At 61.8% G+C, this 21,050-nt stretch carries 20 protein-coding genes; 7 read left to right on the top strand and 13 right to left on the bottom strand.

The window, feature by feature from the left end:
- Positions 1 to 55: 55 nt before the first annotated feature.
- Positions 56 to 1,393 (bottom strand): DEAD/DEAH box helicase, encoded by a 1,338-nt coding sequence (locus tag J2Y90_RS02075; protein ID WP_253496088.1) that lies wholly within the window; start codon positions 1,391 to 1,393, stop codon positions 56 to 58.
- A gap of 52 nt (positions 1,394 to 1,445) precedes the next feature.
- Positions 1,446 to 2,381 carry a drug/metabolite exporter YedA gene (gene yedA / locus J2Y90_RS02080; RefSeq protein ID WP_253496090.1) on the bottom strand — a complete coding sequence of 312 codons (936 nt, stop codon included), beginning with the start codon at positions 2,379 to 2,381 and terminating at the stop codon, positions 1,446 to 1,448.
- A 163-nt stretch (positions 2,382 to 2,544) separates the two neighbouring features.
- On the opposite strand from yedA, the gene J2Y90_RS02085 reads away from it, so the two are divergent.
- Positions 2,545 to 3,000, top strand: coding sequence for an Lrp/AsnC family transcriptional regulator (locus tag J2Y90_RS02085; RefSeq protein WP_253496092.1), 456 nt, complete (start codon positions 2,545 to 2,547; stop codon positions 2,998 to 3,000).
- Between the two features lie 127 nt (positions 3,001 to 3,127).
- Here the strand turns inward: J2Y90_RS02085 and J2Y90_RS02090 are convergent, their stop codons facing one another.
- From J2Y90_RS02090 to J2Y90_RS02100, 3 genes are all read right to left on the bottom strand, one after another.
- Positions 3,128 to 3,733: a 3'-5' exonuclease gene (locus J2Y90_RS02090; protein WP_024014425.1), complete on the bottom strand. Its 606-nt coding sequence runs from the start codon at positions 3,731 to 3,733 to the stop codon at positions 3,128 to 3,130.
- Positions 3,734 to 3,755: 22 nt separating this feature from the next.
- Complete coding sequence (locus J2Y90_RS02095; protein ID WP_253496094.1) at positions 3,756 to 4,235, bottom strand: NYN domain-containing protein; 480 nt, start codon at positions 4,233 to 4,235, stop codon at positions 3,756 to 3,758.
- A 140-nt stretch (positions 4,236 to 4,375) separates the two neighbouring features.
- Positions 4,376 to 5,137, bottom strand: a complete 762-nt coding sequence (locus J2Y90_RS02100; protein ID WP_253505026.1) for a DUF2076 domain-containing protein — start codon at positions 5,135 to 5,137, stop codon at positions 4,376 to 4,378.
- Positions 5,138 to 5,314: 177 nt separating this feature from the next.
- On the opposite strand from J2Y90_RS02100, the gene J2Y90_RS02105 reads away from it, so the two are divergent.
- Positions 5,315 to 5,989 (top strand): YciC family protein, encoded by a 675-nt coding sequence (locus tag J2Y90_RS02105; RefSeq protein ID WP_016773061.1) that lies wholly within the window; start codon positions 5,315 to 5,317, stop codon positions 5,987 to 5,989.
- Between the two features lie 75 nt (positions 5,990 to 6,064).
- Positions 6,065 to 7,144, top strand: coding sequence for an endonuclease/exonuclease/phosphatase family protein (locus J2Y90_RS02110; protein WP_253496096.1), 1,080 nt, complete (start codon positions 6,065 to 6,067; stop codon positions 7,142 to 7,144).
- A gap of 10 nt (positions 7,145 to 7,154) precedes the next feature.
- Here J2Y90_RS02110 and J2Y90_RS02115 read toward each other — a convergent pair whose 3' ends face one another.
- The 3 genes from J2Y90_RS02115 to hrpB all read right to left on the bottom strand — a co-directional run bounded on the left by J2Y90_RS02115 (position 7,155) and on the right by hrpB (position 10,816).
- Positions 7,155 to 7,580, bottom strand: coding sequence for a hypothetical protein (locus J2Y90_RS02115; RefSeq protein WP_253496098.1), 426 nt, complete (start codon positions 7,578 to 7,580; stop codon positions 7,155 to 7,157).
- A gap of 13 nt (positions 7,581 to 7,593) precedes the next feature.
- Positions 7,594 to 8,166 (bottom strand): hypothetical protein, encoded by a 573-nt coding sequence (locus tag J2Y90_RS02120; RefSeq protein WP_253496100.1) that lies wholly within the window; start codon positions 8,164 to 8,166, stop codon positions 7,594 to 7,596.
- A gap of 130 nt (positions 8,167 to 8,296) precedes the next feature.
- Positions 8,297 to 10,816, bottom strand: coding sequence for an ATP-dependent helicase HrpB (gene hrpB / locus J2Y90_RS02125; protein ID WP_253496102.1), 2,520 nt, complete (start codon positions 10,814 to 10,816; stop codon positions 8,297 to 8,299).
- Positions 10,817 to 10,926: 110 nt separating this feature from the next.
- On the opposite strand from hrpB, the gene J2Y90_RS02130 reads away from it, so the two are divergent.
- Both J2Y90_RS02130 and J2Y90_RS02135 read left to right on the top strand, forming a co-directional pair.
- Positions 10,927 to 11,346 carry a polyribonucleotide nucleotidyltransferase gene (locus tag J2Y90_RS02130; RefSeq protein ID WP_253496104.1) on the top strand — a complete coding sequence of 140 codons (420 nt, stop codon included), beginning with the start codon at positions 10,927 to 10,929 and terminating at the stop codon, positions 11,344 to 11,346.
- Between the two features lie 12 nt (positions 11,347 to 11,358).
- The gene (locus J2Y90_RS02135) at positions 11,359 to 12,255 is read left to right on the top strand and encodes a cation diffusion facilitator family transporter (RefSeq protein WP_064364070.1); all 897 of its coding nucleotides are present in this window, start codon (positions 11,359 to 11,361) and stop codon (positions 12,253 to 12,255) included.
- Here the strand turns inward: J2Y90_RS02135 and J2Y90_RS02140 are convergent.
- Positions 12,249 to 13,187, bottom strand: coding sequence for a DUF6515 family protein (locus J2Y90_RS02140; protein WP_253496106.1), 939 nt, complete (start codon positions 13,185 to 13,187; stop codon positions 12,249 to 12,251). The two genes, J2Y90_RS02135 and J2Y90_RS02140, sit on opposite strands and share 7 nt — an antisense overlap.
- Before the next feature lie 450 nt (positions 13,188 to 13,637).
- On the opposite strand from J2Y90_RS02140, the gene J2Y90_RS02145 reads away from it, so the two are divergent.
- Complete coding sequence (locus J2Y90_RS02145) at positions 13,638 to 14,117, top strand: Lrp/AsnC family transcriptional regulator (RefSeq protein WP_007937367.1); 480 nt, start codon at positions 13,638 to 13,640, stop codon at positions 14,115 to 14,117.
- 284 nt (positions 14,118 to 14,401) lie between these two features.
- Positions 14,402 to 14,611, top strand: a complete 210-nt coding sequence (locus J2Y90_RS02150) for a DUF2788 domain-containing protein (RefSeq protein ID WP_016773053.1) — start codon at positions 14,402 to 14,404, stop codon at positions 14,609 to 14,611.
- On the opposite strand, the gene J2Y90_RS02155 is transcribed toward J2Y90_RS02150, so the two are convergent.
- From J2Y90_RS02155 to J2Y90_RS02170, 4 genes are all read right to left on the bottom strand, one after another.
- Positions 14,606 to 15,241, bottom strand: a complete 636-nt coding sequence (locus J2Y90_RS02155) for a pseudouridine synthase (RefSeq protein ID WP_253496108.1) — start codon at positions 15,239 to 15,241, stop codon at positions 14,606 to 14,608. The two genes, J2Y90_RS02150 and J2Y90_RS02155, sit on opposite strands and share 6 nt — an antisense overlap.
- Positions 15,242 to 15,313: 72 nt before the next feature.
- Positions 15,314 to 16,813 (bottom strand): AMP nucleosidase, encoded by a 1,500-nt coding sequence (amn, locus tag J2Y90_RS02160; RefSeq protein ID WP_161806087.1) that lies wholly within the window; start codon positions 16,811 to 16,813, stop codon positions 15,314 to 15,316.
- Positions 16,814 to 16,933: 120 nt separating this feature from the next.
- Complete coding sequence (locus J2Y90_RS02165) at positions 16,934 to 18,583, bottom strand: acyl-CoA dehydrogenase family protein (protein WP_253496110.1); 1,650 nt, start codon at positions 18,581 to 18,583, stop codon at positions 16,934 to 16,936.
- A 95-nt stretch (positions 18,584 to 18,678) separates the two neighbouring features.
- Entirely contained in the window at positions 18,679 to 21,030 is a 2,352-nt protein-coding gene (locus J2Y90_RS02170) for a hybrid sensor histidine kinase/response regulator (RefSeq protein WP_253496112.1), read from the bottom strand.
- Between the last annotated feature and the right edge of the window lie 20 nt (positions 21,031 to 21,050).

Raw genomic sequence — 21,050 nt, forward strand, 5'->3', positions numbered from 1 at the left:
CCCCAATGTGGGAGCGAGCCTGCTCGCGAAGACGTCCCTACAAACGCCTCATAGATCACGGCTTGCGCTTGCGCGGCCCGGTATTGAACACCGGCACTTTGCGCACCGGCTTGATCGACGGCTCCGGTGCCGAGGTCTCGCCGCTGTCGACCCACTTGCCCAGATTGCGCTTGCCGCCACCGCCCGAGGCTTTCGGCTTCTTCGGTTTTTTCGGTTTCTTGATCACCTGGCCGCTGGCGTCGGTATCCGGCACGCGGTGCTCGGGTTCGAAATCCGGTTCGTTCTGGCGCTTCAGGTTCTGCCGCGTGAGCATTTCGATCGCCGAGAGCATGTTCACTTCATCAGCACACACCAGCGAGATCGCTTCACCGGTGGCACCTGCGCGGCCAGTGCGGCCGATGCGGTGAATGTAATCTTCGGCGACGATCGGCAGATCGAAGTTGACCACCAGCGGCAGATCTTCGATGTCCAGACCACGGGCGGCGACGTCGGTCGCCACCAGAATCTGCACTTCGCTCAACTTGAAACGGTCCAGTGCGCGCTGGCGCGTGGCCTGCGGTTTGTCGCCATGGATGCCGTCAGCGTTCACGCCCAAACCTTGAAGTTTCTCCACCAGCGCATCGACGCCGTTACGGGTCTTGGCGAACACCAGGACCTGCTTCCACTTGTTCTTGCGCATCAGGTGCACGAACAGTTCGGCCTTGCGCTTCTTGTCCACCGTGACGATCCACTGCTTGACCGTGTTAGCGGCGACATTGCGCGGGCTGACTTCGACGCTCAAAGGATCGTTGAGCATCTGCCCGGCGAGCAGGCGGATGTCATCGGAGAAGGTGGCGGAAAACAGCAGCGTCTGGCGCTTTTTCGGCAGCATGCGGTAGATATTCGCCAGTTCCTCGGAGAAGCCCAGGTCGAGCATACGGTCGGCTTCATCCAGCACCAGCGTTTGCAGCTGATCCAGTTTCAGCGCGTTCTGACGGAACAGGTCGATCAAGCGACCGGGCGTGGCGACCAGCACATCGACACCGCCGCGCAGCTTCATCATCTGCGGGTTAATGCTGACACCGCCGTACACCGCATAAGTGCGCAGTGGCAGGTTTTCCGCGTACTGGCGCACGGCTTCGTGGACCTGCTCGGCCAGCTCGCGGGTCGGCACCAGAATCAGCGCGCGCGCCGAGTTGGCGCTGACTTTCGGCCCTTCCATGGCCAGCAACTGCAACAGCGGCAAAGCGAAACCGGCAGTTTTGCCGGTGCCGGTCTGGGCCGCTGCCATCAGGTCGCGACCGGCCAGGACGGCCGGAATGGCTTGCGCCTGCACCGGCGTCGGGGTCTGGTAGCCGAGCGTCTCGAGGGAGCGCAGCAAGGGTTCGATCAGGCCAAGGGAGGCGAAAGTCATGGGAGTACCGTAGGAAAAAATCACGCGGGGATGCAATGCCGCGCAGTTTACCCTAATTCGTACGCGCTTCCGTCGGAACGACTTTCGCCTCCCCCGCTGGCGGCTGTGCCGGCCGGCGCCACTGCGGCAGGCTGATCAGCAGCACAGCGCTGATGATCACCAGCATCGCCAGCGCTTCTTCGATACCGATGGTCTCGCCAACAAACACCACGCCGAGCAACACCGCCACCGCCGGGTTGACGTAGGCATAACTGGTCGCTGCCACCGGGCGTACGTGCTTGAGCAGATACATGTAGGAATTGAAGGCGATGATCGAGCCAAAGAAGATCAGATAGGCCAGTGCCAGCCAACCCTCGAGCGGCGGCATGGCTTGCAGGTGCTCGCCGCTCAGCGCACTGCCGATCAGCAAGACCACGCCGCCAATCAGCATTTCCACCGCACTGGCCATCGCCCCCGCGGGCAGCGGCAGATGCTTGCTCCACACCGAACCGAACGCCCAGCTCGCCGCCGCGAAGATCAGCAACACCGCGCCGAGCGGACTCGATTGCAGATTGGAACCCATGTTGAGCATGGCGATGCCAATGATCCCCAGCGCGACTCCGGCCCATTCGAGACGAGTATTGCGCGCGCCCCAGAAATAGCCGAACAACAAGGTGAACAGTGGCACCGTCGCCACCGCCAGCGCGGCAACGCCCGAAGCCACGCCGGTGTGCTCGGCCACGCTGACCGCGCCGTTACCGAAACTGAGCAGCAGAATGCCGACCAGCCCCGCCGCTTTCCATTGCGCCCAGGTTGGCGCCGGAGCCCCACGCCAGCGCAGCCAGGCATACATCAAGCTGCCAGCAATGACGAAACGCACCCCCGCCAGCAACAGTGGCGGCCAATATTCCACGCCGATGCGGATCACCAGATAGGTCGACCCCCAAATCACGTACAGCGCAAAAAACGCAGCGATCAACGGCAGGGAAAAACGGCGCAAGGCAGGCATGGGCAGCTCGACAGTCAGATTTCGGTGGACGGGTTATTCTAGAAAGGCCGCCAGGCAAAAATAAGTTACAAAACCTGTTTATCGCGCCGGTACACTTTTGAAATCACGGAGATCGTCGGGTTAAACCGCGATTTCGAAAGTCCGCCCATTTCAGGAGTTCGCCTTGGACAAATACGACCGCATGCTGCTCAGCGCCCTGCTGGAAAACGGCCGCGCGTCCTACGCCGATCTGGCGCGCAAGGTTAACCTCTCCGCCCCCGCCGTCGCCGAGCGCGTGGCCAAACTGGAAGCGGCCGGGGTGATCACCGGGTATCAAGCAAAAATCGACCTGGCGAAAATAGGCCTGCCGATCCAGTGCGTGATCGAACTGCGCCTGAACCAGCACGGCAACCAGAAGACTTACGACGAACTGATCAAAATCCCGCAGATCACCGAATGCCATCGGGTCACCGGCGACCCGTGCGTGATCATGCAAGCGGCAGTGGCCTCGATGCCGGAGCTGGAAGAGTTGATCAATCGGGTGGCGAAATTCGGGTTCAGCAAAACGTCGATTGTGCTTTCAAGCGCAGTCGAAAAGCGTGTGCCGTTGGGCCAGATCGAAAGTAACGGCAAATCCTGATGACAATAAGCCCTACTGTGGGAGCGAGCTTGCTCGCGAAAACGGTAGATCAGTCACATAAAAGTTTAATGACACACCGCATTCGCGAGCAAGCTCGCTCCCACAGGGGTTTTGTGCGGATTCAAGATCAGCGGTAGCGCTGCAAATGCTCGCCCACTTTGGCGGCGGGGACTTTCTGCAGTTTGCACAGCAGGTCGTGATTCAACTCGCGGACCCCGTGCTTGCCCCGCAACTCTTGCGCCAAATGCGCCATCAGATTGGCCGCCATCTCCGCATCGGCCATGGCCCGGTGAGCCTGGCCCGTATGCGGCAACTGCGCGAACGTGGTGAGCGTGCCGAGCTTGTGATTCGGCGCCGCCGGCATCAGCCGCCGCGCCAGCAATAGCGAACAGGCGAAATTCTGCAAGCGTGTGCGTTTGATCCGCCCCAGTTCGAAATCCCAGAACTTCTGGTCGAACGAGGCGTTGTGCGCCAGCAACGGCGTGCAGCCGACGAATTCGTTGACCTCTTCCATCACCCGCTCGGCGGGCGGGGCGGTGCGCAGCATGGCGTTGCTGATGCCGGTCAGTTGTTCGATGAACGCGGGGACGCGCACGCCGGCGTTCATCAGGCTCTGGTAACGCTCAACGATGCGGCCGTTTTCCAGCATGACCACGGCGATTTCCGTGGCGCGGCAGCTGCTGTTCGGCGACAGGCCGGTGGTTTCAAAGTCGATGACTGCAATGCGTTCCAAACCGGTTTCAACTCCGTACGAATCAATTCTTTAAAAGCAGCGCGCCTTCGATCGGCACGTAACGGCTGGCGGCACGGATCAGCGAGTTGGCGGTCAGGCCGGGTACGCCGTAGGCCACCGCTTGCACGCCGTGCTTGTTGATGATGCGCTCGAGCAGCATGTCGAAATCGCCGTCACCGGAGGCCAGCACCACTTCGTCGACATGGTCGGCGGCGTCCATGATGTCCAGGGTAATGCCCACGTCCCAGTCGCCCTTGGCCGAGCCGTCGCTGCGCTGGATGTAGGGCTTGAGCTTCACGGTGAAACCGAGGTTGCGCAGGATCTGCTGGAACTGCTGCTGCTTGCTGTCGCCACGGTCGATCGCGTAGGCGTAGGCCTCGACGATCTGCCCGTGCTTGCTGATGTCGGCCCACAGTGCGGCGTAGTTGAAGTGGCAACCATAGGCCTGACGCACGGTGTAGTAGAGGTTCTGCACATCGGCGAACACTGCGATTTTTTTCACCGGAGTTCCTGTGAGCGCGCGAGCGCACGAAGCGGGTTCAGGCGATCAGGCCCGAAAAAGGCGCTCAGTATGCCAGTCCGAAGGAGGGTTCCGCGAATAATCGGCCCGAAGCCCCGCAGGGCTCCGGACGAATGGTGAAATCAGACGAAGGAGTCGTCGTCATCGAACAACGACGAATTGTCGCTGCTGTAATCGGCGTCGCTGAAACCGCCCTGTTCATTAGCGTAAGTGTCGTTGCCGACCATGCGCTGCTCATCGCCCCAGCCATTGTTGCTCTGGTCGGCGACCTGCGCCGGTTCTTCCTTGATGACCTCGACAATTTCTTCCGGTTGCTGGTTGTGATGGAACAGGCTGCTGATGCCCTGCGCCAGCATCACACCGCCGGCCACGCCGGCGGCGGTTTTCAGCGCGCCGCCGAGGAAGCTGTTGCCCGCCGCCGGAGCAGCCTGCTGCGCGTAGTTAGGCGGCGCGGCACCGAAGCTCTGTTGTGGCGCCGGTGCCTGGTAGCTCTGCTGCGGCGCCGGCTCGCGCCAGCCGCCGGTAGCTGCGGGCGCTGCGCTCTGGCTCGGCGCCGGACGCGGATTGCCGCCACCAAAAATGCTCGACAGGAAACCACCACCACCGCTCGCTGCCGGTGCGCCGCTCTGCGCCTTGGCCGATTGCAGTTCGGCCTGCAGGCGCTGCACCTGCTGGGTCAACTGCTTGTTCTGCTCGTCGAGGCTTTTCAGCGCGGCCTCTTGCACCAGAATCGCCTGGGTCATGAAATAACCTGCCGCCGGTTGGCGTGTCAGGTGTTCCTTGATCCGCGCCTCGGCCTGGGCGTCGCGCGGGGCTGCCTCCGTTTCGGCCTGTTGCAGCCGGGAAAACAGTCCATCGATCAGGGTTTGCTCTTCGCTGTTCATGGCGACCTCGTAGATTGCCGGTAATAACGTGCCCACGCCCACTTCAGGCGCGGTGCTCTCCTGTAATGGAGACAGTGACAAAACGTTTCAATGACCTTTACCGAATGTTTACGTTTGTGTCGGCCCGCGTTGCATCGGTTAAAGTGAGCCACTGTTTTCGACCTGCGATACCGACTGATGAATGCCCTCGAAGTACTGCGCGACTCTTTGTATTTTTTCAAACGCCATCTGGGCAGCATCGTGCAGTTGTGCCTGCCGCTGGTGATTGTCGAAGCCTTCCTGCAGCAGGCAGTCGATCACGCCACCGGGCCGGACACCTTTGCCGGGGTCAGCATCATCGTCGGTCTGCTGGTGTATCCGCTGTACACCGCCGCGCTGATCCTGTTTCTCGATGCGCGCAGTCGTGGCGAGTCGCCGCGCAACCGTGACCTGCTGGCGATGGCCGCAACCCTGTGGCCGCGCTTCGCCGTGCTGACCGCGCTCAATACCTTGCTGATTCTGCTCGGCCTGTCGCTGTACTTCCTGCCGGGCCTGATGCTGATGGTCATGCTCGCCTTCGCTGAATACCTGCTGGTGTTGCGCGGCCTCGGGCCGTTGCAGGCGATGAAGGAAAGCCTGCGCCTGACCCGCGGGCACTTCTGGCGCATTCTGCTGTGCATTCTCTGTGTGATGACGCCGTTGTGGCTGCTCAAGGGCGCGACGCTGGCGGTGTACCCCGAACCGCAGAATCCGCTGATTGCCGGGCTGATCGACAGCGCTCACAGCTTTCTGCAACTGTTCACCAGTGTGGTGCTGTTCCGTCTGTTCATGCTGATCAGCGAATTGCCGGACAAACGTAACGGAGCGGTCTGACCGCGCCGTGCTTGGGCTTCGCCGCTGCCGTCAGGTATGCTCGGGGCCACTTTCTGTAACGCTATAAGCCGAGCCATGACCCGTCTGCTGCGCTACACCCTGCTGCTCGTTGTCCTCGCCGTCGTCCTGCTCGGCGTGCTGCTGTTCAGCCTGACCTGGCGCCCCGACGCCCGCGAAACCCTGCCGGTCAGCTGTAATGCTACGGCGCCGACGCTGGTGCCCGGGCAAGCGCTGAAAGTCATGACGTGGAACGTGCAGTTCCTCGCCGGCAAGCGCTACGTGTTCTGGAATGACTTGGCTCAGGGCGACGATGAAGCGCCGACTCTGGAAGACATGGCCTTCAGCCTCGACGAAGTGGCGCGGGTGATCCGCGACGAACAACCCGACGTGGTGCTGTTGCAGGAACTCGACGACGGCGCCAAGGCCAGCGATTACCAGAATCAGCTCAAGCTGTTGCAGGAACGCGTCGCCGATCTGTATCCGTGCAGTGCCAGCGCCTTCGACTGGAAGGCCGATTTCGTCCCCGAGCCCCATATCTACGGCAGCGTCGGCCGCCAGTTGGCGACATTGAGTCGCTATCGCATCGAACACGCCGAACGCCTGCAACTGCCCGTCGCCCCGAGCAACTTCATCAGCCGCCAGTTCCAGCCCAAAGACGCCTTGCTGGCAGCCAAGCTGCCGCTCAGCGATGGCGGACAACTGACCGTATTCAATACCCACTTGCAGCGCGCCAGCCAGGCGGACGGCAACGTGCAGGCGCAAGTCGCTGCGGTGGCCAAAGTGCTCGACAAGTATGAAAGCCAAGGCCTGCCGTGGCTGATCGGTGGCGATTTCAATCTGTTGCCGCTGGGCCAGTATCGACGCCTGCCCGTCGAGCGGCGCACGCCCTACTCTGCCGACAGCGAACTGCATCTGCTGTGGAACAAGTACCCGATGATCCCGACCAACAACGAGGCCGGCGGCATCGACCGGGCCAAATGGCTGACCCATTACCCCAACGACCCCGGGCTCAACGGCCCGGATCGCACGGTGGATTATCTGTTCTACAGCCCGAAGCTCAAACGCCTGCAAGCACAGGTGCGGCAGGACGATACCTTGCGCATCTCCGACCACTTGCCGGTGATTGCGCGGTTCTTGCTACCCGCTGCGCCATAAGCTTTTGCCCTTATAAACCGGGCGGAACGTAACCCGGAACATAGCGAACATTGGCGCACTTGCCGTGCAGTATTCGCCCGTCTTCGATCAGGAACTGGGCGATCTTCTTCTGCTGATTGATCTTCGCCTGCAACTTGCAGGTAGAACTGTGGCCGACCTGTTGGTAGTGCTCGGTGTAGACCATGCCATTGCCGGTATGGGTCATCGAAGTGCCGGCCGCTTCGGTGGAGGTCCAGCTCGCGGATTTGTGCCAGGTCAGCACGGCCAAGGGCTCGCCGTTCGGGCCGGTTTCCTTTGCCATCGAGTCGGGCGTGCCGAACAGGTCCAGTGCTTCCTGGAGATCGCGGCCTTCCCAGCGGCTTTGCGCAATGCTGGAACAACCGGTCAAAAATAACCCCGCCAACAGGATTGCCAGCCATAAGCGTGTGTAAGTCATTGGAGGCCCCGGCTTATTTCTTGAGTTCGAGCAGGCTGTCGATGTTGTCCATCATCTGGCTCTTTTGCTGAATCGGCGCGAGCTTGAAGAACATCTGCTGCAGCATTTCGATCATTTGCAGGTATTCCATCTTGCCCACGGCGGCCATGTCGTTTTTCGCGCGACTGCCCGGCGCACAGGCAAACTTCAGCGCTTGCTGGACCCAGAACTCTTTCGGGGTCTGCCATTGATTGGCAACTTTCAGATGACGCATGGTGTAGGCGAGACGCTCGATGGACTGGCCATTGATAAAACGTACCTTGCCTGTAGAGCATTGGGCTTCGAGGTTGTAGACGTCGATCATCGGTTTGCCCGGCTCTTCATAAACCAGAGTCACCGCGACCATGGTTGCGCCTTTGGTTTTCTGCGAAGGCACCACCGACGTCGCATCGGCGACGTACATGATGTTTTTCTGGGGCACGCCATTGCCATAGATAATCCACCAGTCGCCAATCGGATTGGGGTCTTCGGCCAGGGCCGGACTGGAGGCGGCCAATAGCGCAGCCGACAAGAAGATCAACTTCTTGAGCTTGAAAAAAGAGGTCATGGGCAGTTCCGTTCCTTGGGCACAAGTTGCCAGGCAACAAGGCTTGTTATTGTTCAGGCGGCGATTTTGCGAGCCTGAACAAACAAGGGCAATTAGCACGGATGGGCTAATGGCGCGCTGCCATTGCAGGTCAGGTGCCCCGTGGTTTTGCCCGTGCGGTAGCTTCGGCGACCAAGGGATCATCCGGCCAATAGTGCTTCGGATAACGCCCCTTCAAATCTTTCTTCACCTCGGCATAGGTGCTGCGCCAGAAGTTGGCCAGATCCTGGGTGACCTGCACCGGCCGTCGCGCTGGCGAGAGCAGATGCAGCTTTACCACTTGCCTCCCGCCGGCAATCCGAGGCGTATCGGCCAGACCAAACAATTCCTGCAAGCGCACCGCGAGTATCGGCGGATGTTCGCTGTAATCCAGTCGAATCGATGAGCCCGACGGCACGCTCAAATGATGCGGCGCCAGTTCATCGAGCTTCTGTGGCAGCGGCCACGGCAGCAGGTTGCGCACGATGCTCGACAGATCGAGGTTGGCGAAATGGCTGAGCCGCGAGACCTTGCCCAGATACGGCAGCAACCAGTCTTCCAGCGTATTCAGTAGCGCTGCGTCGCTGACATCCGGCCACTGGCTGTTGTCCTGAGTGCGCAGATCGAGCTGGCGCAACAGCGCCACCCGCGCCTGCCACTGGCGCAGTTCCGGCGTCCACGGCAGCAACTCCAGCCCCTTGCGCCGGACCAGATTGACTAGGGCCTGACTGCGCGCGTTTTCATCCAGACCGGTCAACGGCTCGCGGCTGAGAATCAGCTCGCCGACCTTGCGCTGGCGCTCGGCGCGCAGCACGCCTTCGCGCTCGTCCCAGTCGAGTTGATCGACGCTGCGCACTTGCTCGGCGAGCACCGAGTCGAACAGCGCCGGATCGAAATCCGCCGCCAGATAAATGCGTTCTTCGCGCTGACCCTGACGACTGCCGAGGTCGGCAATGACGATCCACTCGTGCTTCATCAGGCTGTCGGCTTCGGCGAACAGCGCGGCGCGACCGTTGGCCAAACGGTATTCGGCACCACCGGCGCGCCGTTGCTGGGCGACGCGATCCGGGTAGGCCAGCGCCAACAGCGCGCCGAGCCAGCGCGGATGCTCGGCATCGCTGACCGGTTCGCTCGGCTTGCCACGCAGGTAGCCGCGATACTGCCGGGCCAATTGCCGGGCACGTTGCACCCCGCCCTGCGCACCTCGACCAGCGCGCTCTTCACCGGAAAGCAAGACCAAGCGGCTGTGCAGATCGGCACCCGCACCGCGCAGGATATCGCGCTCGCCGAGCAGTGCCGCCACATCACAGGCCATCGCCGCCAACCCCAGCGCCTGACCGCGCAACAGCAAGTGCGCGATGCGCGGATGCGCCGGCAGTTCAGCCATGGCCTGACCGTGGGCCGTCAGCGTGTCACCGTGCAAGGCGCCGAGCCGTTGCAGCAAATCCTGCGCCTGGCCATAAGCGGCCGCTGGCGGCACGTCGAGCCAGACCAGTTCGCCCGGGGCCACGCCCCAGCGCCCAAGCTGCAACGCGAGGCTGGCCAGATCCGCCGAGAGAATTTCCGCGCTGCCATAAGCCGCGAGTTGTTCGTGCTGGTCCTGCGACCACAGGCGATAACACACGCCCGGCTCCAAACGCCCGGCACGGCCGGCACGCTGGGTGGCGCTGGCCTTGGAGATCCGTTGCGTGTCGAGACGGGTCATGCCGCTGCCCGGGTCGAAACGCGGCACCCGCGCCAGCCCGGCATCGATGACCACGCGCACGCCGTTGATGGTCAGGCTGGTCTCGGCGATGTTGGTCGCCAGCACCACTTTGCGTTGGCCGGACGGCGCCGGATCGATCGCCGCGCGTTGCGCATTGAGGTCGAGTTCACCGTGCAGCGGGCACAGCAAGACGTCTTTGCGCTCGCCGATGGCGTCGGCCAACTGCTGATGCACGCGGCGGATTTCTGCTTGCCCCGGCAGGAACACCAACAGGCTGCCGGTCTCGTCGTGCAGCGCTTCGAGTACGGTTTGCGTGACGCGCTGATCAATGTATTCGCCCGGCTGAAATGGTCGGCCCCAGCGCATCGTCACCGGATACATGCGCCCTTCGCTGCGAAGGATCGGCGCGTCATCGAGCAACCCGGCCAGACGCTCGCCTTCGAGGGTGGCCGACATCAGCAGAATCTTCAGCGGCTGTTCAGCGCGAAACAGCTCGCGACCGTTCAGACTGAGCGCCAGCGCCAGATCGGCGTCGAGACTGCGTTCATGAAATTCGTCGAAGATCAGCAGGCCCACGCCTTCCAGCGCCGGGTCGTCCTGCAAGCGCCGGGTGAGGATGCCTTCGGTGACCACTTCGATACGCGTCTTCGGGCCAACCTTGCTGTCGAGGCGAATGCGATAGCCGACGGTTTCACCGACCTGCTCGCCGAGCTCGCTGGCCAAACGCTCCGCCGCCGCCCGCGCAGCCAGACGCCGGGGTTCGAGCATGACGATGGTCTGCCCGGCCAGCCAGGCTTCGTTGAGCAAGGCCAAGGGCACGCGGGTGGTTTTACCGGCGCCGGGCGGTGCTTCGAGCACGGCTTCGTGGCGTGACGCGAGGGCTTCACGCAGGGCGGGTAAAACATCGTCGATCGGCAAAGAAATCATGCTGGCTCCCAAACAGAGGCGCGAGTATAACGGCGAACTGCAACGCGTTCGTCAGGGTCTTAACTTCACAAGACGAAGCTTCGTTATTTGATGACTCAGGAGACATTTCCATGCGCTTACCCCCTCGCCTGATCGGCGGTGTTCTGGTCGCTACCCTACTCACGCAAATCACTGCATGCGGTTCGATTTTCTACCCGGACCGCCGTGGCCAGATCGACGGCAAGATCGACCCGGCGATCGCCGTGCTCGATGCCGTCGGGCTGCTGTTCTACATCATTCCCGGGCTGATCGCGTTTGCCGTCGACTTCGCCACTGGCGCGATCTATTTCGAACCGGGCCACACCGCGCAAATCGATCCGGCCAGGCTCAAGCAAGCCATCGGCCCGGACGGTCAGGTCGATAATCACAAATTGCAGGCGATTCTTGAAAGCGAGTTGGGCCGAGATTTTCCACTCGACGACCCGCGCCTGATTCAACACAAAGGCAGCACTCAACAACTGGCGATGTTCGGCCTGCAACCCGCCGCTTAACAAGGACGTTCAATGACCTCCAGCCCCGAACACGCCCGTCTTCTGCGGCTGGCGACCCGCGCCTCGGTGGCGGTGGCCTGCACGCTGATCGTCGCCAAGGCGATTGCCTGGTGGCTCAGTGGTTCGGTGAGCATGCTCGCCGGCCTCACCGACTCGGCGCTGGATGGCGTCACCTCGATGCTCAATCTGCTGGCGGTGCATTACGCGTTGCGCCCGGCGGATGACGATCACCGTTATGGCCACGGCAAAGCCGAGTCCCTGGCGGGCATGGCGCAGGCGTTGTTCATCGGTGGCAGCGCGGTGTTGATCGCGTTTCAGGCCTACCAGCGCTTGCAGACGCCGGAGCCGCTTGGCGCGCCTTGGCTGAGCATCGGGGTGATCGTGTTTTCTCTGCTGCTGACCGCCGCGCTGCTGATGTTGCAGCATCGGGTGATCAAGCAGACCGGCTCCAACGCCGTACGCGCCGACTCGCTGCATTACCGTTCGGACCTGCTGCTCAACGGCAGCATCCTGATCGCGCTGGTGCTGGCGGGTATGGGCTTTGCGCAACTGGATGCGTGGTTTGGCCTGGGGATTGCCGCGTACATTTTCTGGAGCGCGATCCAGATCGCCCGGGAAAGTTTTTCGGTGTTGATGGACGAGGAACTGCCGACCGATGTCAGCCAGCACATGCTCGAACTGGCCTGCAGCGTGCCGGGCGTGCTCGGCGCACATGACCTGCGCACGCGGATTTCCGGCAATCACTGGTTTGTGCAATTGCATCTTGAATTGCCAGGCGAACTGACCCTGTCAGTTGCCCATGGCATCAGCGATCAAGCGGCAGCGGCGATTCACAGGGCTTATCCGAAGGCCGAAGTGCTGGTGCACGCCGACCCACAGGAAGTGGTGCTCGCCGCCCGCACTCAATAATTGACCTGGTAACCGCGACTGCTCAGGCAGTTGCCCTGCGCCTGGCGATACGCCTGAACCACTTCGGGCGCCGGTTGATAAGTCGCGGTGCGCGGATCGAAACCGCTTTGCTGCACGGCGTACTGATAGCACTGATAACCGTCCTGCTGCACTTGCTGCGGCGACTGGCCGTTGGCCGGGTAGGCTTCGACGTCATAGCCTTGGGATTGCGGTTGCGGCTGTTGCTGCACCGGCGGCTCGACCACCACGTAATCCTGCGTCGCCTCCTGATAGGCGTAATACGAGCCGGCGGCAAGGAACAGCAGCGAGCCACCGACCCACACTTCACGGGCGTAATTCGGCAAATACTGGATGCGGATCCCGCGCGGTGGCTGCACGACGATGTAGCGCGGGCCTTGCGGGCGATACCAATAGCCGCCGGAATAGAAGTAATCCTGACCGCGATAAGGCACGCGGTAATCACGATCCGGGAAGCGGTCGATCACATGCCCCGGTCGATATTGCGGGCCGGGGCCCCAGCCATTGCCATGACCGTTCGGCCGTCCCGGCCAGCGATTGTCATCGGGACGCGGCCGCGTCTGCCATTGCTGATTGTGATAACCGTTCTGCGGGCGCTCGTCGCGGTAGTAACCCTGACGCGGCTCCTGAGTCTGGTGCACGGCGTCGGGTCGCGGCTGGATCGGCAGGTTGTTGCCCGGCTGGCGAGGCGGTTCTGGACGATCATCGGCACGGTTGCGGTTCTGCCATTGACCGTCATTGTTGGGCGGCTGGCCGTTGTGCTCGAACTGACGGCTGTTATCGCCACGGATGATCCCGTCGTTCTGCGGCCCGTTGCCCGGCCCGCGATTCTGCGGCTCATCCGCCAGCGCTTGCGCACCGACACCCACACACAGCAAACCAACACCGGCCAGACGCCAGATGCGCGAATTCATGCTTTTCCTCATTGTGGGAGCCTGTCGTTGGGAGGGCCTGTTGCTGAGACTCGAATCAGGCCCACCGGGTTCTGCAACAGGTTATCAGTCGCGCGACATATTTATTGAGGCGCCAAGATGAAATCGCAGGCAAGAAAAAAGGGAGACCCGTCGGCCTCCCTTCTGGAGAACTTCGTCCTGGCTCGACGCTTTTGACGTCGGCTCACCTCACGCCGTCTTCTGGACAGTGTGCAGCTCGGGGGCCGGCACATCCCCGGTGGGGGTGGCGGCCGCGGCGGGCCTGATTGGGCGGGCCGCGTGGACTGTGTTACCGAGCAGTGATTCTGGTGATAAGAATAGGCCTGAGGCCGCGACAGATGATTGCGAAAATTGCTCAATTAAACACTGCTTGCGCAATTTTTAACCCTGGATAGATAATCTGCCGCAATAGTTACGACCAAGGACAGATTGATGAGCAAACTTGACCGGTATGACCTGAGTATTTTGGCGGAATTGCAGCGCGACGCCCGTATCTCCAACCAGGAACTGGCCGAGCGCATCGGTCTCTCGCCCTCGCCTTGCTCACGCCGGGTCAAGCAGCTTGAAGACGATGGCTATATCTCGCGCCAAGTGGCGCTGCTCGATCGCAAGATGCTCGGGCTGAGCCTGACGGCGTATGTGCTGATCGGCATGGACCGGCACACGCCGGAGCGTTTCGAAAATTTCGAAGCGGCGATCCGCACGCTGCCACAGGTGCTGGAGTGCAGCCTGGTGACGGGGATGGATGCTGATTACCAGTTGAAGGTGGTGGTGCCGGATATGGATCACTATCAGAAATTGCTGCTGGGGCATCTGACCCGGATTGAGGGGGTTACGAGTGTGCGGTCGAGTTTTGTGTTGAATCAGGTGCTCAACAGCACTGAATTGCCGTTGACTCATTTGCGTAGCTGATCAAAGACACCCTCACCCCAGCCCTCTCCCGGAGGGAGAGGGAGCCGACCGAGAGATGCTCTAGAAGTACGCCGACCTGGAACTACTGTTGTGAATCCATAATCGACTCGATATTTCAGGTCGATGTATGACGCCAGACACCTCGGTCGGTCCCCTCTCCCTCCGGGAGAGGGCTAGGGTGAGGGGCAACAGTTCCGGATCAGACCCAGATCAATGCCACCACACCGACCATGGCGTATACTCGCCGCCGCCCTTTCAGCCCTGCCCCGCGCCGGAGATCGCCAATGGATCCAGCACTGTTCGAAGAGTGGATGATGACCGGTCTGGTCAGCATCCTGATCATTTTCATGGGTTTCATCGTCTGGGATCTGGCGAAGAAGTCCAAGGCCGGGCGGTTCGGCTCGTTCATTCTGTTTTTCGTGCTGGGCCTGGGCGTAGCCGCGTTCATCATCAAGAGTGTGGTGATCGGCCTGATCGAATCCGGCGCCTTATAAGCGCGCCGGCACTTCCTGCCACTGGCCCTGATCGAGCCCTTCAATCGTCCAGTCGCCAATCCTGACCCGCACCAGACGCAACGTCGGTAGCCCGACCGCCGCCGTCATGCGCCGCACCTGACGGTTGCGTCCTTCGCGAATCACCAGTTCCAGCCAGCTCGTCGGCACGCTTTTGCGAAAGCGCACCGGCGGATTGCGCGGCCACAACTGCGGCTCGTCCAACTGCCGCGCCTCGGCGGGCAAAGTCATCCCGTCATTCAGCTCGACGCCATCGCGCAGGCGCTGCAACTGCTCGGCCGTCGGCTCGCCCTCCACCTGCACCCAATAGGTCTTCGCCAGTTTGTGTTTCGGATCGGCGATGCGCGCCTGCAACTGGCCGTCGTTGGTCAGCAGCAACAAACCTTCGCTGTCACGATCCAGACGTCCGGCCGGATAAATCCCCGGCACATCGATGTAATCCTTGAGCGTCGCCCGCCCTTCACCGTCGCTGAACTGCGTCAGCACGTCGAAAGGTTTGTTGAACAGGATCAGCTTCGGCTCGGCCGGCGGCGCTTTTGCGACACGGCGTGGCGAGGACGATTGCGCTTTCACACCGGGACGGCGCGAAGGTGGACGTGGAGGACGGGACATGGCGAAAAGAACATCTAACGGTCAGGGCTGTTAATGCTAGTGCCCCGACCGCAAAATGACCACGACTAACCGTTAACGGAACGGCGGTTCGTCGAAGCTGCGCAGTTTGCGCGAGTGCAGCGAGTTGAGCTCGGTGCGCAGCAGGTCCACCGCTTCGATACCGATCTTCAAATGCTGGCTGACCGCGCGTTCATAGAAGGCGTTGGCCGAGCCCGGCAGTTTGATTTCGCTGTGCAGTGGTTTGTCCGAGACGCAGAGCAGCGTGCCGTACGGCACCCGCAAGCGATAACCTTGCGCTGCGATCGTGCCGCTTTCCATGTCCACTGCGACCGCGCGGGACAGGTTGATCAGCGGTCGTTCCTGAGCCCAGCGCAGTTCCCAGTTACGGTCGTCATAGGTCAGAACCGTGCCGGTGCGCAGGCGTTTCTTCAGGTCGTCGCCCTTCTCGCCGGTGACGTTCGCTGCTGCCTGTTGCAGGGCAAGCTGCACTTCGGCCAGTGCCGGGATCGGAATATTTGGCGGCACCACGCGGTCGAGAATGCCGTCGCGGCGCATATAAGCGTGGGCCAGCACGTAGTCGCCGATGGTCTGCGACTGACGCAGACCGCCGCAATGGCCGATCATCAGCCAGCAATGCGGACGCAGCACAGCCAGGTGATCGGTGATGTTCTTGGCGTTGGACGGGCCGACGCCGATATTCACCAGCGTGACGCCGTGGCCATCATTGGCGATCAGGTGATAGGCCGGCATCTGGTAACGGTGCCAGACCACACCGGCGGCGATGGCTGACGCTTCGCCGTGATCCATGCTCTTCTCGATGATCACGTTGCCCGGCAAAACCATGCGCACGAACCGCGGGTCGTTGCGCAGTTGCTCCAGGCCATGGACGATGAACTGGTCGACGTAGCGGTGATAGTTGGTCAGCAGAATCCACGGCTGCACATGACGCCAGTCACTGCCGGTGTAATGCACCAGACGGCGCAGGGAAAAGTCCACGCGCGCGGCATCGAACAGTGCCAGCGGCAGCGGATCGGTGTTTTCCCAGTCGTAGAGACCGTCGGCAATGCCATCAGTGGCGGCGGACAGATCGGTACTCGGGAACACCCGCGCCAGCACCGCCGCGGTGACGCCGGAACCGGCCAGTTCATCACCCTGCTCGACCACATACGGATACGGAATGTTCTGCTGGCTGACGCCGACTTCGACGGTCACGGTGAAGTCGTGCATCAACGGCGTCAGTTGTTCGAGCAGGTATTTGCGAAACGCCGCCGGGTGGGTGACGGTGACGCTGTAAGTGCCCGGCAACTGCACCTTGGCGTAAGCGCGGGTGGTCTGCGGCACTTCGCCCTGGCAGTGGTAGGTCAGACGCAGTTCGGGATAGCGAAACAGGGCACGCTGTTCGGCGTCGGGTTCGACGCGGTCCTTGAGGTAACGCTTGAGCGCTGAATTCAGCGCAGTGGTGGCCCGCTCATGCAGCTCGGCCAGACGATCCACGGCTTGTTCGGCGGTTTGAACGACAATAAACGCTTCGGTCACGATCAGCTTCCTGTGTTCTGACTTGCAGAGCTTCATCTTGCCTGCATCGTGGACGCACGGGAACAGTGGCGTTGTGGCGATACTTAAATCTGCAGATCAATGATGTCCCCTGTGGGAGCGAGCAGGCTCGCTCCCACAGGGGGGATTTGAGGTGGGTCAGAAATGCTGTGGGGTCGAGCGGGCGACGATGGCTTCGACGTCCAGTCCGCGCGGCAATGCGCCGTAGACGCGACCACCACCACTCAAGCGGCTGGCAATGAAGGCATCACTGACGGTTGAATTCCCCGCCTCCAACAGAAGCTTGGCCTGCAACCCAAGCGCGATGTCCTCGGTCAATTGCCGCGCCCGATACTGAATATCACTGGTGTCCTTGAATTGCGCCTGCAACTGCTGAATATGCGCGGCCAGACGCTTGTCGCCATGGCCGTCGCCCAGTTCGCTGAACAGCACATCGAGCACGCCCGGCTCTTTCGACAATGCGCGCAGCACGTCCAGACACTGCACATTTCCCGAACCTTCCCAGGTCGAATTCACCGGCGCTTCGCGATACAGGCGCGGCAGGATGCTGTCCTCGACATAGCCGGCGCCGCCCATGCATTCGGCGGCTTCGTTGATCATTCCTGGCGCACGTTTGCAGATCCAGTATTTACCCACCGCTGTCACCAGCCGCGCAAATTGCGCTTCATGGCGATCATCGAGATGATCGAGTGCCTTGCCCATGCGCAGACTCAAAGCCAGCGCCGCTTCGCTTTCCAGCGCCAGATCGGCCAGCACGTTTTGCATCAGCGGCTGCTCGCTGAGCAATTTGCCGCCGACCTTACGGTGCGCGCAGTGATGGCTGGCCTGGGTCAGCGCCTGGCGCATCAGCGAGCTGGAGCCGACCATGCAATCGAAGCGGGTCATCGCCACCATCTCGATAATGGTCGGCACACCGCGCCCTTCTTCGCCGATCATCCACGCCAGTGCACCACGAAATTCCACTTCGCTGGAGGCATTGGACTGGTTGCCGAGTTTGTTTTTCAAACGCTGGATGTAGAACTGATTGCGCGTGTCGTCCGGGCGATGGCGTGGCAGCAGGAAGCAGCTCAAGCCCTTGTCGGTCTGCGCCAGCGTGAGGAAGGCATCGCACATCGGCGCCGAGCAGAACCACTTGTGCCCGACCAGTTCGTACGCCTGTCCCGGGCCGCTGGCGCCGACCGGATAAGCCTTGGTGGTGTTGGCGCGAACGTCGGTGCCGCCCTGTTTCTCGGTCATCGCCATGCCGATGGTCACGCCGGCCTTGTGCGCCATGCCGACATTGCGCGGATCGTATTCGGTGGCGAGGACTTTCGGCAGCCACTGTTCAGCCAGGTCCGGCTGCAAGCGCAGGGCCGGCACGCTGGCGAAGGTCATGGTCAACGGGCACCCACTGCCCGCTTCAGCCTGGCTATGCAGATAGGTCATCGACGCGCGGGCAACATGTGCGCCGTCCTGCGGGCGTGCCCAGGGCAGCGAGGTCAGGCCATGTTCGATCGCGGTACGCATGAGCTCGTGATAAGCCGGATGAAATTCGACGAGATCGATGCGATGACCGTAGCGGTCATGGCTGGCAAATACCGGTTTGTTCTGATTGGCGAGAAACCCCGCCTCCATCAGCGGCCCGCCCGCCAGTGCGCCATAGGCATCGATCCGCGACTCGGCCCAACCGGCGCCAAAACGCCGCGACCACTCCTGCAGCGGCAGGTCGATGCGGTACAGATTGGTGCCGTCCAGCGACGGCGGCTGATTGGTGACTTCGTGGGTTTCGGCGAACTGATGCAGGTTCATGACGGCGCTCCGTGTTCAGCAATGGCACCAGTTAAGCACTGGTGCTTTTTTGAACAAAGTGTCATACACGCCGTTTTTGCGGCGCTTTTACCCCATCAGCAGCTGAGCACGCGGCGCTGCAACGCAGCCTGCAGATCCTCGAATTTCACCGGTTTGGGCAGATAGTCGATGGCCACGCCCGGGGCGCATTGCTGGCGGTCAGCGCTCAACGCCAACATGAATACCGGCAGGTGCGCGCAGCCCGGCAACGCATGGATCTGGCAGCACAACGATGCGCCTTCGTGGCTGGGCAACTGGCAATCGATCAGCACCGCGTCGAAGCTTTCCCGTTGCAGGCAGTCCAGCGCGGCGGCGCCGTTGTCAGCGCTGCGCACGCGAAAACCGAGCTTGAGCAACATGCCGCGCATCACCAGTTGGTTGACGCTGTTGTCATCCACCAACAGCACCGTGCAATCCTGCGGCGCACGAATGCAATCGCGGGGCGGCTGATCCGCGGGCGCTTCGATAATCGGCAGCTCGAATTCAACATCGAGCTGGAAACGGCTGCCGCGCCCCGGTTCGGAGCGATGGGTGAGTTTGCCGCCGAGCAATTCGACCAGTTGCCGACAAATCGCCAGACCTACCCCCAGGCCGCCGTATTCGCGAGTCATCGAACCGTCGAGCTGGAAGAAGCGCTGATACAGGGTGGCCTCGCCGAGATCGGTGAAACCGATGCCGGTGTCGATCACCGCAAACGACAGCGCCATGCGGTTATCCGTCGAAGGCCGCCCGGTAACGCGTAGCGCAAGGCCGCCGACACGGGTGAACTTGATCGCATTGTCGAGCAGGCATTCCAGGCACTGCGCCAGTTTCGCGCTGTCGCCGAGCAAGCGATCCGGCAGGGTCGGCAGCACGTCGACCTTGAAGTCCAGCGACTTGCTCGCCGCATTCCCCTCGAACTGCACGCGCAGCGCTTCGACCACTGCGCGCAGGCTGAAACTGCCCGGCGTGGCCTTGAGCTTGCCGGCCTGCAATTCAGTCAGGGTGAGGATGCCATTGACCATGCGCATCATGTCGCGGGCGGAACCGGCGGCGGTCTGTTGATATTGTTCAAGCTCGGGATCGAGGTCGACGGTCTGCATCAGCTCCAGCGAACCGATCACGCCGTTCATCGGCGTGCGCAGTTCGTGGGTCAGCGTGGCGAGGAATTCATCCTTGAGCTTGTTGCTGTGAGCCAGTTGCTGGTTGAGCACTTCAAGTTTCTGCCCGGCGTCGAACAAGGTCTGCGCCTGTTGTTCGCGCATGGCGTTGATGCGATCGGCCAGCGCCAGCGACAGCAGCGCGACCTCGATCGCCGAGCCGATCTGGCTGGCGTACATGGTCAGGAACACGTTGGGCAGCAGGCCCAGCACCATCAGCGTGTTGACGATGCCGCCGAGCAGGAATGCCGACCAGGCGATGATGAAATAACGCGCCACGCGCAAGCCGCGCCACCAGGCGAGGATCCCGGCGGCGAAGATCACCACGGTGAAGGTCAGCGCCAGTGTGGTCGCCAGGCGCAGGGCCAGGGCGTAACTGGTCATCAGCGACAGACCGATCACCAGCGCACTGAAGGCAACCAGGCCGATCAGCAAACGGTCCAGCCAAGGGCTGTGGGTCTTGGTCTGCAGGAAACTGCGGGCGAACTGGCTGCCGAACAGTCCGGCGCAACCGATGAAAAACGGCGTCGCAGCGTTGGCCCACCATGGGTTGTCCGGCCAGAAATACTCGACCGCCGCACCGTTTACCGACAACTGATAAAGGCCGAACGAGCCTATGTAGAAGATGTAATAGAGGTAACTGGTGTCGCGCACGCTCAGGTAGATGAACAGGTTGTAGACCAGCATCCCCAGCAGCACGCCGTAAATGATACCGAGCACATACAGGCGCACCGGTTGGTCTTCGAGGTACGCGGTGCTCGACCACAACGTCACCGGCGCCTGGATCGAGCCTTCGCTGGCCAGGCGCAGGTACAGCGTCTGTTGTTGATTCGGTTTGAACGGCAGGTCGAACAGGTAATTGTTCTGGCGGATCTCGCGGCTGGCGAACGGCAAGGCATCACCGGTCTGGCGCACCAGACGGTATTCACCGCTGGCGTCAGCCAAGTACAGGTCGAGGTGATCAAGCGGCGGATACGCCAGCTCCAGCAGCCAGGTGCGCTGTGCGGCCGGGTTGCTCGGACGGTAATGCAGATCGATCTTCAGCCAGAACGCCGATCGCGAGTAACCGGCGTTGAGCGTGGCTTTGTCGTGGGCTTTGAACTGGCCGGCGGCATCTTGCGCACGGACGTCGGCAATCGTCGCTTGACCGCTCGGGTCTTCGAACACTTGCAGCGATCGGCCCAGCGGCAGGCTCTGGGTGAATTCGTCGAATTCGACAGCGCTCGCCATGAGGGGCAAGCAGAACAGCAACATCAGCAAATAGCGCATTGAAGCCCCAGCGTGGCTCG

This window comes from Pseudomonas koreensis (assembly GCF_024169245.1).
In the GTDB taxonomy this organism is placed as follows: Bacteria; Pseudomonadota; Gammaproteobacteria; order Pseudomonadales; family Pseudomonadaceae; genus Aquipseudomonas; species Aquipseudomonas koreensis_F.

Excerpts from the sequence above, each read along its gene's own strand:
- amn (WP_161806087.1), bottom strand. The coding sequence starts at position 16,813 with ATGAAGCTCTGCAAGTCAGAACACAGGAAGCTGATCGTGACCGAAGCG.
- J2Y90_RS02100 (WP_253505026.1), bottom strand. The coding sequence starts at position 5,137 with ATGAACAGCGAAGAGCAAACCCTGATCGATGGACTGTTTTCCCGGCTG.
- J2Y90_RS02140 (WP_253496106.1), bottom strand. The coding sequence starts at position 13,187 with ATGAATTCGCGCATCTGGCGTCTGGCCGGTGTTGGTTTGCTGTGTGTG.
- J2Y90_RS02150 (WP_016773053.1), top strand. The coding sequence starts at position 14,402 with ATGGATCCAGCACTGTTCGAAGAGTGGATGATGACCGGTCTGGTCAGC.
- J2Y90_RS02115 (WP_253496098.1), bottom strand. The coding sequence starts at position 7,580 with ATGACTTACACACGCTTATGGCTGGCAATCCTGTTGGCGGGGTTATTT.
- J2Y90_RS02105 (WP_016773061.1), top strand. The coding sequence starts at position 5,315 with ATGAATGCCCTCGAAGTACTGCGCGACTCTTTGTATTTTTTCAAACGC.
- J2Y90_RS02110 (WP_253496096.1), top strand. The coding sequence starts at position 6,065 with ATGACCCGTCTGCTGCGCTACACCCTGCTGCTCGTTGTCCTCGCCGTC.
- J2Y90_RS02120 (WP_253496100.1), bottom strand. The coding sequence starts at position 8,166 with ATGACCTCTTTTTTCAAGCTCAAGAAGTTGATCTTCTTGTCGGCTGCG.
- hrpB (WP_253496102.1), bottom strand. The coding sequence starts at position 10,816 with ATGATTTCTTTGCCGATCGACGATGTTTTACCCGCCCTGCGTGAAGCC.
- J2Y90_RS02170 (WP_253496112.1), bottom strand. The coding sequence starts at position 21,030 with ATGCGCTATTTGCTGATGTTGCTGTTCTGCTTGCCCCTCATGGCGAGC.
- J2Y90_RS02075 (WP_253496088.1), bottom strand. The coding sequence starts at position 1,393 with ATGACTTTCGCCTCCCTTGGCCTGATCGAACCCTTGCTGCGCTCCCTC.
- yedA (WP_253496090.1), bottom strand. The coding sequence starts at position 2,381 with ATGCCTGCCTTGCGCCGTTTTTCCCTGCCGTTGATCGCTGCGTTTTTT.
- J2Y90_RS02165 (WP_253496110.1), bottom strand. The coding sequence starts at position 18,583 with ATGAACCTGCATCAGTTCGCCGAAACCCACGAAGTCACCAATCAGCCG.
- J2Y90_RS02145 (WP_007937367.1), top strand. The coding sequence starts at position 13,638 with ATGAGCAAACTTGACCGGTATGACCTGAGTATTTTGGCGGAATTGCAG.
- J2Y90_RS02155 (WP_253496108.1), bottom strand. The coding sequence starts at position 15,241 with ATGTCCCGTCCTCCACGTCCACCTTCGCGCCGTCCCGGTGTGAAAGCG.
- J2Y90_RS02130 (WP_253496104.1), top strand. The coding sequence starts at position 10,927 with ATGCGCTTACCCCCTCGCCTGATCGGCGGTGTTCTGGTCGCTACCCTA.
- J2Y90_RS02135 (WP_064364070.1), top strand. The coding sequence starts at position 11,359 with ATGACCTCCAGCCCCGAACACGCCCGTCTTCTGCGGCTGGCGACCCGC.